General features: G+C 60.8%; 16 protein-coding genes. 4 read left to right on the top strand and 12 right to left on the bottom strand.

The window, feature by feature from the left end:
• Positions 1-10 precede the first annotated feature (10 nt).
• Entirely contained in the window at positions 11-730 is a 720-nt protein-coding gene (kdsB, locus tag DFR46_RS05135; protein ID WP_116235470.1) for a 3-deoxy-manno-octulosonate cytidylyltransferase, read from the top strand.
• Here kdsB and DFR46_RS05130 read toward each other — a convergent pair.
• Positions 727-2,004 carry a nucleotide sugar dehydrogenase gene (locus DFR46_RS05130; RefSeq protein ID WP_116235469.1) on the bottom strand — a complete coding sequence of 426 codons (1,278 nt, stop codon included), beginning with the start codon at positions 2,002-2,004 and terminating at the stop codon, positions 727-729. The two genes, kdsB and DFR46_RS05130, sit on opposite strands and share 4 nt — an antisense overlap.
• A 128-nt stretch (positions 2,005-2,132) precedes the next feature.
• Between DFR46_RS05130 and DFR46_RS05125 the strand changes: the two genes are divergently transcribed.
• The gene (locus DFR46_RS05125; RefSeq protein WP_116235468.1) at positions 2,133-2,687 is read left to right on the top strand and encodes a superoxide dismutase family protein; all 555 of its coding nucleotides are present in this window, start codon (positions 2,133-2,135) and stop codon (positions 2,685-2,687) included.
• Between the two features lies 1 nt (position 2,688).
• Here the strand turns inward: DFR46_RS05125 and DFR46_RS05120 are convergent, their stop codons facing one another.
• Complete coding sequence (locus DFR46_RS05120) at positions 2,689-4,293, bottom strand: spinster family MFS transporter (protein ID WP_116235467.1); 1,605 nt, start codon at positions 4,291-4,293, stop codon at positions 2,689-2,691.
• An 81-nt stretch (positions 4,294-4,374) separates the two neighbouring features.
• On the opposite strand from DFR46_RS05120, the gene DFR46_RS05115 reads away from it, so the two are divergent.
• Positions 4,375-4,848 (top strand): low molecular weight protein-tyrosine-phosphatase, encoded by a 474-nt coding sequence (locus DFR46_RS05115; protein ID WP_116235466.1) that lies wholly within the window; start codon positions 4,375-4,377, stop codon positions 4,846-4,848.
• On the opposite strand, the gene thpR is transcribed toward DFR46_RS05115, so the two are convergent.
• Positions 4,845-5,378: an RNA 2',3'-cyclic phosphodiesterase gene (gene thpR / locus DFR46_RS05110; RefSeq protein WP_116235465.1), complete on the bottom strand. Its 534-nt coding sequence runs from the start codon at positions 5,376-5,378 to the stop codon at positions 4,845-4,847. The two genes, DFR46_RS05115 and thpR, sit on opposite strands and share 4 nt — an antisense overlap.
• Before the next feature lie 127 nt (positions 5,379-5,505).
• On the opposite strand from thpR, the gene DFR46_RS05105 reads away from it, so the two are divergent.
• Positions 5,506-6,258, top strand: a complete 753-nt coding sequence (locus DFR46_RS05105) for a Bax inhibitor-1/YccA family protein (RefSeq protein ID WP_116235464.1) — start codon at positions 5,506-5,508, stop codon at positions 6,256-6,258.
• A gap of 71 nt (positions 6,259-6,329) precedes the next feature.
• Here DFR46_RS05105 and DFR46_RS05100 read toward each other — a convergent pair whose 3' ends face one another.
• The 9 genes from DFR46_RS05100 to DFR46_RS05060 form a co-directional block, all read right to left on the bottom strand.
• Positions 6,330-6,956 carry a glutathione S-transferase family protein gene (locus DFR46_RS05100; protein WP_116235463.1) on the bottom strand — a complete coding sequence of 209 codons (627 nt, stop codon included), beginning with the start codon at positions 6,954-6,956 and terminating at the stop codon, positions 6,330-6,332.
• A 55-nt stretch (positions 6,957-7,011) separates the two neighbouring features.
• Positions 7,012-7,464 (bottom strand): SRPBCC domain-containing protein, encoded by a 453-nt coding sequence (locus DFR46_RS05095; protein ID WP_116235462.1) that lies wholly within the window; start codon positions 7,462-7,464, stop codon positions 7,012-7,014.
• A gap of 20 nt (positions 7,465-7,484) precedes the next feature.
• Positions 7,485-8,132 (bottom strand): glutathione S-transferase family protein, encoded by a 648-nt coding sequence (locus DFR46_RS05090; protein WP_116235461.1) that lies wholly within the window; start codon positions 8,130-8,132, stop codon positions 7,485-7,487.
• Entirely contained in the window at positions 8,132-8,623 is a 492-nt protein-coding gene (locus DFR46_RS05085; RefSeq protein WP_116235460.1) for a VOC family protein, read from the bottom strand. Before DFR46_RS05085 ends, DFR46_RS05090 begins: the two co-directional genes overlap by 1 nt.
• Positions 8,623-9,405: a VOC family protein gene (locus tag DFR46_RS05080; RefSeq protein ID WP_116235459.1), complete on the bottom strand. Its 783-nt coding sequence runs from the start codon at positions 9,403-9,405 to the stop codon at positions 8,623-8,625. Before DFR46_RS05080 ends, DFR46_RS05085 begins: the two co-directional genes overlap by 1 nt.
• A gap of 23 nt (positions 9,406-9,428) precedes the next feature.
• Complete coding sequence (locus DFR46_RS05075; protein ID WP_116235458.1) at positions 9,429-9,812, bottom strand: DUF1428 domain-containing protein; 384 nt, start codon at positions 9,810-9,812, stop codon at positions 9,429-9,431.
• Positions 9,812-10,435: a TetR/AcrR family transcriptional regulator gene (locus DFR46_RS05070; RefSeq protein WP_116237165.1), complete on the bottom strand. Its 624-nt coding sequence runs from the start codon at positions 10,433-10,435 to the stop codon at positions 9,812-9,814. Before DFR46_RS05070 ends, DFR46_RS05075 begins: the two co-directional genes overlap by 1 nt.
• Positions 10,436-10,561: 126 nt before the next feature.
• Positions 10,562-12,751: a transglycosylase domain-containing protein gene (locus DFR46_RS05065; RefSeq protein ID WP_116235457.1), complete on the bottom strand. Its 2,190-nt coding sequence runs from the start codon at positions 12,749-12,751 to the stop codon at positions 10,562-10,564.
• Positions 12,752-12,810: 59 nt separating this feature from the next.
• Complete coding sequence (locus tag DFR46_RS05060; protein WP_116235456.1) at positions 12,811-13,254, bottom strand: RrF2 family transcriptional regulator; 444 nt, start codon at positions 13,252-13,254, stop codon at positions 12,811-12,813.
• Between the last annotated feature and the right edge of the window lie 56 nt (positions 13,255-13,310).

The following is a 13,310-nucleotide window of genomic DNA, read 5'->3' as shown; positions in this document are numbered from 1 at the left end:
GGGCAGGCGTATGAAGGTCGTAGCGATCATTCCGGCTCGATGGGGTTCGACGCGGTTTCCCGGCAAAGTGCTGACGCCGATAGCCGGCAAGCCGATGATCACCCGCGTCTGGGAAAAAGCCAGAGCGGCGAGCGGAATTGACGATGTGATCGTCGCGACCGATGATGATCGCATCGCTGACACTGTTCGCGAATTTGGCGGCCGGGTCGAGATGACCCGAAGCGATCATGAAAGCGGGAGCGACCGGATTGCTGAGGTCGCCGCGCGGATCGAGGCCGATGCGATCATCAATGTTCAGGGCGATGAACCGCTTGTCCGCTCGGGCGATCTTGACCGGCTGGCGGCGATGATGCGCGAAGATCGAATCGTGCGGGTGGCTAGCCTGTGCCACGCTATTTCCGACGAAGAGGCGAACAACCCGAACCGGGTGAAGGTGGTGCGCAATGCAGCGGGCGATGCGCTGTATTTCAGTCGCGCCAAAATTCCCCATCCGCGGCATGGCGATTATGCGCAATATTTCCAGCATGCCGGGATCTACGCCTATCGGCGGTCCGACCTGCTTGCCTTTTCCACTCTGCTGGTTCCTGCGGAAGAGCGCGCCGAAGCGCTTGAGCAGCTCCGCTATCTTGCGGCGGGAATTGCGATCAGGCTGATCGAAACGGAGCCGAGCGGGCCAGGGGTCGATGCACCTGAAGATGTCGCCATCGTCGAGAAACTCTTGGCGCGCTAAAGCGTCCAGCGCGCCAGATCGCCGAGATCGCGGCTCTGCCACATGCCTTTAAGATCGGCCAGCAGCCCGCCGTTTTTGACGAGCGCCGCAATGCTGGCATCCGTCATGTCGCGATAGGATTGGTGGGGAACAGCGGCGAAGACCATGTCATGAGGGCCTGCCGGCGGGCCTGACTCCAGCTCCACACCGTATTCCGCCAGGGCTTCCTCGCGATTGGCCAGCGGATCGTGGACATGGATATCATGGCCCAGCGCCCGAAGTCGTGCGATTACATCGATGACGCGGGAGTTACGCAGATCGGGCACGTCTTCCTTGAAGGTCAGGCCGAGAACCAGAACGCTGCCCGACTTCCCGCCGCGCCGCTCATGCAATTGATCGGCGACCCAGACGCCCATGGCATCGTTGATCTTGCGTCCGGCAAGAATGACCTGCGGATCATGGCCGAGCTGCTCGGCGCAATGGCTCAGATAATAGGGATCGACGCCGATACAGTGGCCGCCGACCAGCCCCGGCTGGAAGGGCAGGAAATTCCATTTCGTGCGCGCGGCTTCCAAAACGTCCCAGGTCGAAAGCCCGAGTGGTCCGAAGACCCGGGCGATTTCGTTCATAAAAGCGATATTGATGTCGCGCTGGGCGTTCTCGATCACCTTGGCGGCTTCGGCAGCCTTGATCGAGGCCGCCTTGAACGCGCCAGCTTCGGTAATTGTGCCGTACACCGCCGCCAGCTTGTTGCTCACATCGGAATTTTCTCCGGCAACGACTTTTACGATCTTGTCGATACTATGTTCGCGGTCACCCGGATTGATCCGCTCGGGCGAATAGCCGAGGAAGAAGTCTGCCCCGCGCTTAAGACCCGAAGCCGCTTCAAGGGTCGGCCCGCAAATGTCTTCGGTAACGCCCGGATAGACGGTCGATTCATAGACAATCACCGGCCGTTTCGCCGCATCGAGCAGTGGCGCAACGATTCGCGATGCACTGAGCAGGGCCGACAGATCGGGTTTTTTGTCGGCATCGACCGGGGTCGGAACGGCGATCACGAATATGTCGGCGCCATGGGCAGCCGCAGGATCGCTGGTCAGGCGAAGCGATGACGCCCTGAGCGCTTCGGTGTCGATTTCGCCGGTGCGATCATGGCCAGCGTCCAGCTCTTCGATGCGGGTTGCGCTGACATCGATCCCGATCACCTGGAAATGGCGGGCGAGTGCGACTGCCAGCGGCAGGCCCACATAGCCAAGGCCGATCACGGCGATGCGCGTATCTGGCGCTGCGTTCATTGCTGTTTTCCTTGTCGTGCAGCGAAAAAGTGACGGGCGTCCCTATAGCCCCGAGGGGGGCGGTAATGCCATAGTGTAGCCGGACGGTCCTTGTTTCCATCAAGAGCGTTATCACGAGGGGAATCATCATGCGCGCACCATCTTTTGCTCTGGCGATCCTGTCGCCTGTCACTTTCGCGGCCTGTGCGCCGATGGCGGAAGAACCCGCGCCCACGCCAGCACCGCCTGTTGAGAGAGCCGAGGCGGTGTTGCGCGATGCTTCCGGAGCGGTGCGCGGCGATGCCGTATTGGTCCAGCTGGATCAGGGAATCCGCCTCGTCTTGCGCGCCGAGGACATGGCGCCCGGCGTGATGGCTGCGCATATCCACATGACCGGCCGATGCGAAGTCCCCGGTTTCACCAGTGCTGGCGGGCACTGGAATCCGCTCGGCCGCGAACATGGCCGGGACAATCCGGCCGGCCAGCATATGGGCGACATGCCGAACCTGATTGTCGGGCAGGACGGGATGGGGCTGCTTGAAGTGATAATCATCGGTGGCCGGATCGACCAGGGACGCGCGCCGCTGCTCGACGAAGACGGAGCTGCGCTGATGATCCATGCCGGGCCGGACGACTATCGCAGCGACCCGGCTGGCGATGCCGGCCCGCGTATCGCCTGCGGGGTGATCGAACCGATACTTTGACCTAGACATTCTCTCCGGCTGCGCGCGCCCGTTCGACAAGAGTGCGCTCTGCCTCAGGAACTGTCCGGTAGGCAACAAACAGCAGGACCAGGCCGATCGGAACTGCGACAAGCAGGCTGAGCACGCCGGTCGACAGGCTGTCGCTTGCCGCCGACACCTGTCCGGCCATATACGGCCCGAGCGCCAGCCCGATCAGCGTTGTCGACAGGAAGAAGGTTGCGGTTGCCGTCCCGCGCATCCGTGGCAGCACGAGATCCTGCGACGTTGCAGCCGCCGCCCCCAGCGCGGAGCTGGCCGTAAAGGTCAGGAAAAAGCTCAATATATAAAAGGTCATCGGATCCTGCGACGTAAAGGCAAATATGAGGGGGAGAGCGGGAGCAGTGAGCCCGAACATCACCACCAGCAAGCGTCCGGCGGGATTGCGCTGGCGCAGCCAGTCAGCCATCCGCCCGCCCATAATCACGCCCAGGAAGCCTGCCACCGCGCCAGGTCCGCCCAGCCACCAACCGGCCTCGCTTGGGGATACGCCAATTTCGCGGATCGCATAGGGAGGGCCCCAGAAAGAGGCGGCATAAGACAGGAACGCAACCATGCCATAGCCGAGGATAGTCGTCAGGAACGCCGTATTGCCCCAGATCAGCTTGAAGGCTGGCGGATCCCGCTCGCGCAGCGAGGATGCCCAGGAGAATACCGCATAATAGCCGATCGCGATGGCAATCCATTGCTGTGCGTTGCCGGTAACAAGGATCAACGCATAAGCGATGGCCGATATGATGGCGGCACCCCCCAGGTTGAAGATCAGGGTCTTAGTTCCGGCTCTCGCCGCCGCGATGATCGTGAAGGGCGGGATTATCGCAAACAGCTCGGCCAGGAACCCGCGGAACGGATCTTTGGGAGGAGGTGAGGGCAAACCCTCTGCTTGCCCGCGCAGCGGTTCACGCAGGGTGAAGACCAGCATTGCAAGCAAGATGCCCGGTAGCCCGACGATGATGAAAGCGGCCTGCCAGCCGGCGAGGCCGAAGGGCGCGTCTACCGGATAGGCGGCATTCCACCATTCGACGATCTTGCCGCCGATGAGCAGGGATACGCCCGCGCCGAGGTAAAGACCGGACGAATATATGGCGAGCGCGGTGGCCCGCATTTTCTTTGGAAAATAGTCGGATATCAGCGAATAGGCCGCCGGGCTGGCGGTCGCCTCGCCCACGCCGACGCCAATCCGGGCGAAGCTCAGCATCGTGAAATTCTTCGCAAAGCCCGAAAAAGCGGTCATCGCCGACCAGATAGTGAGGCCCACAGTCATGAGCCTGATACGGTGCCAACTGTCAGCCAGCTTGCCGAGTGGGATGCCGAACAAGGCGTAAAACACGCCGAAGGCCGTGCCGTAAAGAAAGCCGAGCTGATCATCGGTGAGGCCCAGATCGCTCTTAATGTCTTCCGCCAGGATTGAGAGGATATTGCGATCGACGAAATTGAGAATGTAGACGATGACGAGAATACCGAGGACATACCAGCTGTAGCCGGTCGCTTTATGTTCCTGAACCTCGTCACCGGGCGATGGCCGCACGCCCGCTTCCGCGCCGTCGCACGCGTCAATCGATTCTGTCATCAAGTGTCCCACTTTTATGGTTTTCTTTTTGGTGTAACAGCGTCAGCGGCAATGGCAAAACTTTAAGAGGATTTCCGGATAATGCCCCATTCGATCCTGTTCGTGTGCCTTGGCAATATATGCCGCTCGCCGATGGCCGAAGGTGCGATGCGCCATGTCAGCGAGCAGCGGGGAATGGACATTGTCGTCGATTCGGCCGGAACCGGGAGCTGGCATGTCGGCGACGCGCCGGATCGCCGTGCCCGGGCCGCGGCGCTGGCCAGCGGCGTGGATATCTCGGGGCAGCAGGCGCGCCTGATTGCGGCGCAGGATTTTGATCGCTTCGATCAGGTTATTGCTATGGACCGATCTGTATTCGGGGATCTGGCATCGCTCAGGCCCGGCACGGCGACCGCCGCGCTTTCGCTGTTCTTCGATCATGTCGCGGGCCGGGAAGGGCAGGATGTCGCCGATCCCTATTATGGCGAAGAGGCCGACTTTGCGGCTAGCTGGGCGGAGATAATGGCCGGTGCGGTGGCTCTGCTGGAAAGACTGGGACGCGGATCGGCGCTCTAGCCGAACGGATAGCGGGCAACGCTCTCGTATCGCGCACCAGCGGGGCCGAGAAAGCTCTCGATCAGATCGAAATGGTCGACGACGAAGGGCTCGCTCGTCAAACCGAGATTGTCCTGCATGAAATTGCCGATCGGGCCTGTGGAACCGTTCAGCCGCGCGATGGTGATATGCGGCAGGAAGGCCCGGTGGTCGGGCTCCAGGCCCAGCGCTCGAAATACGCTCTCCATCTTGTCACGCAGTCGTTTGAGATCGTCCAGTGCCCGAATACCAGCCCATAGCGCGGTCAACTTGCCGCCTTTTTCGAATGATCCGACGCCGTTCAGCGCAATTTCGAACGGCTGCACGCGAGTCTGGCCGAGCGCGGTGGCGATATCTTCGGCCATCGGACGTTCGACGCTGCCGATAAAGCGCAGCGTCAGGTGCAGCTGATCGTCGCTCTGCCAGCGGGCCGCAGCGATATCATGCATCAAATCGAGCAATTGTTCGCGAATGGCGTGCGGCGGGCGGATGGCGACGAACAGGCGGTGCATGGTCCTGCGAGATAAGCAATTTTCTTACCCATTGTTAGGGTCGATTGACCTTGAAAATGCGGCGTGAATACCCGATATTGTCTGGAAATCGGCAGTTTATGCCGGTCATGCAAGGAGATGCGTTCAAATGGCTAACTGGTCTGATCAGAATTCCGGCCTTCAAGGCCAAGCTCAGGGCAGGCTTGATACTGGCGCACGCGACGTCGCGTTCGACGCCGGTCTTCGGTCTTATATGCTCAAAGTCTATAATTATATGGCTTCGGGTATCCTGCTCACGGGCGTTGTGGCGATGTTGTTCGCCCGCGGTGGTATAGAATCGCCGGCGGCGACGATTATCATGGCTGGCGGTCTGCTGAGCTGGGTTATCATGCTCGCGCCGCTCGCTTTCATCCTGGTGATGAGCTTCGGCATCAACCGCCTGTCTACCGGTGCGCTACAGGCTTGTTTCTGGGGTTTCTCGGTCGTCATGGGGCTTTCCCTGTCGACGATCTTCCTGCGCTATACCGGCACATCCATCGCGCAGACCTTCTTCGCGACATCCGCTGCGTTCGTCAGCCTCAGCCTCTGGGGTTACACGACGAAAAAGGATCTCAGCGGCTGGGGCACCTTCCTGATCATGGGCGTTGTCGGCCTGATCGTGGCGATGGTGATCAACATCTTCCTGCAGTCCGAAGCGATGGGCTTTGTCATCAGCGGCATCGGTGTACTGATCTTCGCTGGGCTCACCGCCTATGACACGCAGAAGATCAAATCGATGTACGCCTATGTGGCGGGCACGGACATGATGGGCAAAACGGTCATCATGGGGGCGCTCAACCTCTATCTCGACTTCATCAACATGTTCCTGTTCCTGCTCAATTTCATGGGCGGCCGCGAATAGGACTGTTTTACAGTTGCGAGAGCGAAGGCCCGGCGGGGAAACCTGCCGGGCCTTTTCTTTGGGCTCAGAGATCAGGCCGCCGTCGGCTGCTCGGGCATCAGCGCCGTATCGATTTCCTTGGCCCGTTTGTACGCCTCGCGCTCGCGCAGACGGCTGGCATAGGTCTCAAATACCGGGCGTTTGGGAAAACTCTCAAACAGCAGACCCCAGTCCACCTGACTGCCGACATAGACGTCGGCGGCCGTAAATCGGTCGCCGCAAATATAGTCGCGACCTTCCAGCGCAGCCTCGAGCGCATCCATGACAAGATCGTAGGATCCAAAACCGGCCGAGCGCTGCTGATCCTCGGTCGGTTCCGCGCCGAGCATCCGGGTTGTTACGGCCTGTTCGACCGGGCCGGATGCGAAGAAAAGCCAGCGATAGTAATCCGCGCGTTCATCGGCCGTCGGGGCCAATTCGGCCTCGGGAAAGCTGTCGGCTAGATAGGCGCATATGGCCGCGCATTCGGTGACAACGGCGTCGCCATGTTTGATTGCAGGAACTTTGCCCATCGGGTTGATGGCGAGAAACTCGTCGCCCTTCATCGTTGTCTCATAATCGAGCAGCACCTGCTCATAGGGCGCACCGACCTCTTCAAGCATCCAGCGGACGATCTGCCCGCGCGACATGGGGTTGGTGTAGAATATCAGGTCCGTCATTAATTATTCTCCCGAATCGGCAATTGCGAACAAAATAGGAACAACGGCTGCGAGGTCAATCGGATTCGCACAATTGCCTGAGCTGTTTGGCAACGGTGCCCCATCCGTCGGCAAAGCCCATTTCCTCATGCTGCTTCATCGCCTCTTCGGTCCAGTGCCGGGCGCGGCCCGTATAGCGCGTGCCATCGCCTTCCGGTTCGATTTCCCAGAAACCGATCATGAAGGGACCGTTCGGCTCGAGCTCGGCATTTACCGCGTCGGTCGTAACGAAGCGTTTGCCCTCGGTCCATTCCAGAAAAATGCCCTCATTGGGCATTTCCTCGCCGTTCGGGCCGTACATTGTCAGCGCGAAGCCGCCACCGGCACGCCGGTCCAATGTGGTGACGTTGGCGTTCCAGGGCTTGGGGCACCACCATTCCTCCATGCGATTGACGAGCACGTTCCAGACCTTGTCTGGCGGCGCATCGATAAAGATGGAGGTAGAGAGTTCAAAAGGAGCCTCAGTCATGAATATTGTCCATTTTCGGTTCAGTCCCTGTCCGGCGCGCCGAGGGGGAAATAGGAACGATAGGGCCGGGCGTCCTCTACGCATCGGCTGACCGAAGGCAGCGCCAGCAGCTCGGCACGCAGAGCGGCGAGGCGCGGACAATCTTCGGGGATGCGCTCGACCCAGTCGGCATAGAAAAGCGACGGTGCCGCTGCACAGGTCGCGAGGGAGACATGGGCAGGAAATATATTCTCGCCGAGCCAGTTTTCGATCCAGCGATAAGCACGAAGCAGCCCCGTACTGGCGGCTTCGATCATGGCCGGGTCAGGATTGTCGGCGTCGGTGATATGCGCGTTCACCGACAGCTGCGCCGTCCCCATGACATAATTGTCGAAGACCCGGTCGAGCATCCGCACGGTCACCGCATCGCGCGGTTCGGCCGGGATCAGGCCCGCCCCCTTCGCCTGCGTTGCCGCGAGATATTCAATGATGGCGGTCGCCTCGACGATTACCGTGCCGTCGTCGCGCAGCACCGGGAACTTTCCCGCCGGGTGCGCTTGCTGGACGAAAGCTGCATTAGCGGGATTGTCCTGGTCGATCATCCGGAATTCGAAGGGAATATCACAGGCATAGAAAGGGATTAGTCCTTTCCAGCTGTAGGACGAGAAAGTGTGTCCGTAGAGTTTCATCACGCGCCGTTCACCGCGGCCTCGATCGCAGCGATATCGATCTTGGTCATCGTCATCATCGCTTCCATGGCGCGCTTGGCCGCCGCGTGGTCGGGATTGCTGATGGCGGCCATCAAGGCGCGCGGGGCGATCTGCCAGTGCAGACCGTATTTGTCCCGGCACCAGCTGCAGGCGCTTTCCGCACCGCCATCGGCGATCAGGGCGTTCCAGTATCGGTCGGTCTCTTCCTGATTGTCCGTATAGACCTGGAAGGAGACGGCCTCGTTGAACCGGAATGCAGGGCCGCCATTCAATCCGAGAAAGGCGTTCCCCAGCAGCGTGAATTCAACGGTAATGACATCGCCGGCCTTGCCCTCCGGCCAGTCGGTTGCCGAGCGGTTGATCGCGTTCACGGAGGAATCCGGAAAGATGGAGACGTAGAAATTCGCGGCTTCTTCGGCCTTGCCGTCGAACCAGAGGCAGGGCGCGATCTTCGTGCTATCGTCCGGCATTATGCGCCCCTCTTTCCGATCAGCGCAAAGGCTGCGCCTTGCGGGTCGATGCCGTTCATCTGAAATTCGCCGCCGGGAATTTCGGACGGTTCAAGCGTGACCTGTCCGCCATTCGCTCGCGTTGTTTCCACGGCTGCGTCGATATCCGGCACGCGGAAATAGAAGGACCACATGGACACCGGCACTTCATCCGGCTTGGTCATCATTGCGCCGATCAGGAAGTCGTTCTGGCGAAGCATCTCGTATTTGCCCATTGGGCCCATATCCATTTCGCTGTCCTTCTTCCAACCGAACTGGCCGGTGTAGAAATCCATTGCCGCGCTTTGGTCGCTCGTCATCAGCTCGTTCCACGCACAATGGCCGTCGCGCGGCTCTTGGGCGGCAAAGCTCTGGCTGTTTTCGTCCGATACGCCTCGCATGATATAGAAATGGCTGCCCTGCGGGTCGGATACCATCGCGAAACGGCCTATTTCGGGAATATCGGTCGGCGGGATATGCACCGAACCGCCCGCGCTCTTGATCGTTCCGGCAGTCGCATCGACATCGTCGACCGCGATATAGCCAAGCCAGCAGGGCCGGGCGCCGTTCTGTTTCATCTCGTCGGTCAGCGCCATCATCCCGGCGACCTGCGTCTTCCCCATCGAGAAGAGGTGGTAAGGCATGTCCGGCTGGCCGGATGCTTCGCTCGTCCAGCCGATCAGCGTGCTGTAAAATGCCTTCGCTGCCTCGGCGTCGCTCGTCATCAATTCATACCAGATAAAATCGCCATGCTTGTCGGGCATAGTTTACCTCCTGTCCTCTTTGTCTACTTTTCAAGGGTCACGACGGGAGCGAACCCTCCGAAGATCAAACGGCTGCCATCGAAAGGCATCGGGTTCTTTTCCGGGTCCATCCGGGGGTCGGCATTTTCGGGATCGCTCATCATCTCTTCCATCTTCGCCATGCCCGCGTCGCGCGTTTCCTTGTCCGGCCATTCGATCCAGGAGAAGATAACGGATTCGCCGTCTTCGGCCTTCACAGCGTGGCGAAAGTCGGTCGTTTTGCCTTCGGGAACATCGTCGCCCCAGCATTCCACGATGCGCGTCGCGCCCATGTCCAGGAAGACGCCGTCGGCCGTTTGCGCATGATCGATAAAGGCCTGCTTCTTGTCGGTGGGGCAGGCGATGACGAAACCATCAATATAGGACATCAGCTTTCTCCTCTTTTGAACAGCATTTCGAAATAGCGTTTGAGGTGGATCAGTGCGTCGCGGGCCATGTCCGCTCCGCCGCCCGCCTTGGCGAGCACAAAGCCTCCCTGAATGACTGTCTGGACATGCAGGGCGAGGCTCGATGCCTTCACATCGTCGATGCCGCACTGAACCAGTGCAGCCTCGATATCCGATTCCAGCGCGGCGGCGTTCCCGGCGATACTCGCTTCGCAGGCGGCGCGAATGGCGGCGCTGGTCCGGAACGCTTCCTGTACCATAGTTCCGGCGACACAGCTAAACGTCTCGACCGGTCCGCCAATCAACGCAATCCGCAAATCGATATAGCCGAGCACCCGCTCCACCGGGTCTTCGAGCTGGTGATAGGGGGCGTTGGCGAAAAACTGCCCGGTGCTGGCCGACCAATATTCGGCGGCGGCGACGCCCAGCGCTTCCTTCGAGGAGAAATGGTGGAAGAAGGCGCCTTTCGTAACGCCGGCCTCGACACAGAGCTGCTCGACCGATGTGCCGGCATAGCCTTGCGAACGGATGAGTTTGACAGCCGCTTCCAGCAGCTTGTCGCGCGCCGTGACCGGGGCGGGGCGGAAAGGCTGATTCGGGATCATTGCAGTCAACATACCAACCGGTCGGTATTTTGCAACTGTCGCGAAATTGCGCGCGGGGAAAGGGGATTCCCTATCGCGAAGGGGCTCTGACCCGTTGCGAAGATTTCCTGATGGCCGGGGTTGGCGCTATTCGGCAGGCGGCTCTTTGTCTGGCTCGCCCATCCGCTCCAGTTCGTCCAGTCGGCGGCGTGTCTCTGCATTGGGAGCGACATCCACAGTGTCGCCTTCGATGGTAATGCGCGCGCCGCCGATCGGCGTGTCGATCTCAATGCTGCCATCGGGCTTGATCGCTACATCGACATCGGCGGATTCCGGTTCTTCGGGCGGTGGGGCAGGCCGCGGCTGTGCCCTTGGAGCGGCATTGGCGATGGCGCCGCTCATAAAGGCGCGCCAGATGCGGGCGGGGGCTCCGCCGCCGCTGGCCTGGCCAAGAGGGCTGTTATCGTCATTGCCGATCCAGATGCCGACGACGAGATCGCCCGCAAAACCGACAAACAGCGCGTCGCGGCTGTCCTGCGTGGTTCCCGTCTTGCCGAATGCAGGGATCGAGAGGCGCGCGGCGTTGCCGGTGCCCTCGCTGATGACCGCGCCAAGCATATCGAGCAATTGCTCGCGGTGGCGACTGGCGATCACCGGGCGCCTGTCGAACAGCCATTCGAAAAAGCCGCGGCGCCCCCGGGTGATGCCATGGGGCACAACTGGCGTGTCGCCATTGGCGACGGCGGCATAGGCTGTAGTCAGCTCAAGCAGGGTCATCTCGCCGCTGCCCAGAGCGACACTCGCATTGGCGGGAAATTCGCGCTCCACGCCCAGGGTGCGGGCGGCCTCGGCGATCGCCTCGCTACCCAGCCGCTGGTACAGGCGGACGGCCACGACATTGCTCGACCGGGCAAAGGCTTCGCGCAGCGTGATCTCCCCGCGATAGCGCCCGCCGGAGTTTACGGGCCGGTATTCGCCGGTTTCGATCGGGCTGTCATCGACCAGCGTTTCCGGCGTCATGCCGCTTTGCAGGGCGGCCAGATAGACGAACAGCTTGAAGGTCGATCCCGGCTGGCGGGTGGCCTGGGTGGCGCGATTGAACGGCGATGTCGCATAATCGCGCCCGCCGACCATCGCCACGACCTCGCCATCCGTACGCATGGCGACCATGGCGATCTGCGCGCCCGCCGGAACGTTGCTCCGGGTTACGCGCTCGGCCAGCGTCTGGAGATCCCAGTCCAGCGTGGTCGGTATTTCCAGGCTCTCATAACCGATTCCATAGGCCGCCCGTGCTTCCTCCTGCACCCATTCGGCGAAATGGCTGCCGCGCGGCATGGGCGGGGGCGGGCGGTGGTCGACCGTTGCGAGGGGAACGGCATCCGCCTCTTCCTGCGTCAGATAACCGGCATCGACCATCGCGGCGAGAACGACGCGCTCGCGTTCCTGCGCGCCTTCCAGGTTACTGGTCGGCGCAAGGCGGGAGGGCGCGCGGACAAGGCCGGCCAGCATCGCCGCCTGGGTCAGCGTCAGATTCTCGGGGTGACGGTAGAAATAGTGGAGCGATGCGGCGCGCAGCCCGTAGACATTGTCGCCGAAATAGGCGTTCGACAGATAGCGTTCGAGGATTTGATCCTTCGTCAGCCAGATTTCGAGCCACAGGGCTATCGGCACTTCCTGCGCCTTGCGGAACAGGGTCTGGTCCGAACTGAGATAGGTGAGCTTGGCAAGCTGCTGGGTGATCGTGCTGCCGCCGTGTCGCGTGCTGGATGTGAGGTTCGTCCAGAGCGCCCGGGCGATGCCGCGCGGGTCGATTCCCCAATGCTCTTCGAACCGCCGGTCTTCGATGGCGAGAAAGGCGTGCACAACATGAGGCGGGAGTTCGGCAATCTCGACCGGCCTGTCCATCACCGGCCCCATCCGCGCAATGGGCGTGCCATTGGAGGCCTGGAGGATCATCGGTGGCGGAACCAGCGGCTGGGCGGTGCGTGAAACGGGCGCGAAGATCGCCAGCCAGGCGATCAGCAGGAACAGGAAGATCGCAAAGGCCCGGAGCGCCCATTTCAGGATCAGCCAGCGGCGTTTCCGGCGCGGGGGAAGCGGCGGCCCATAGTCTCCGTCATAGTCCTCCGCATATTCGGCATCGTCCGGGTCGCCGAACACAAAATCATGGCAAGTGAGGTCTGGCTCTGGCTGCTCAAACGTACGCGCGTCGATGCGGTGCTCGGGATTGCGCCGATAATAGGGATCGAATGCCGGATCGTCTGCATAGGGACCGATCAACCGCGATTGGCGGTCGTCATAGCTTTTCCGCGGGAAAGATAGGTCGTCATCCGCCATAGTGTATTATGTGAATACTACACAAAGAACAATCATACCAGCCCGATCAGTTGCGCTGTTCAGAGGGCAAGATTCTCTTCGCCAAGTAGCTGCCCGAAATCCACCGGCTTTCGTACCAGATCTGCGACTGTAAACCTGTCCAGATGAACAAGGAATTGCTCTACTGCACCGCTTAAAGCATGTTTCAGGCCGCAGGCGGGCGTAACCACGCAATGGTTGGTTCCACTGTCGAAACATTCGACGAACTGGCTGGTGTCTTCCATCTGGCGGACCAGTGCGCCGACATTGATCTCGTCCGCCGGCCGGGCAAGGCGCAGGCCGCCATTGCGCCCGCGCTGGCTGTGGACAAGGCCGAGCGTTGCCAGGCGCTGGACGACTTTCATCACATGGTTGCGTGAGATGCCATAGGCTTGCGCGATCTCGTCGATCGTGCGCTGCTCGCCGGTTACCGCCAGCTGCATCAACACGCGCAGGGCATAGTCCGTCTGTACGGTCATTCTCATGAAACAGGCATATTATATATTGTTTTTACCGACAAGGACGCTAAACAAGTATATGA

It is taken from the genome of Parasphingopyxis lamellibrachiae, assembly GCF_003385775.1.
Lineage (GTDB): Bacteria > Pseudomonadota > Alphaproteobacteria > Sphingomonadales > Sphingomonadaceae > Parasphingopyxis > Parasphingopyxis lamellibrachiae.
Note: the sequence above shows the minus strand (reverse complement) of the source record. Positions and strands in the feature narration are given on the sequence as shown.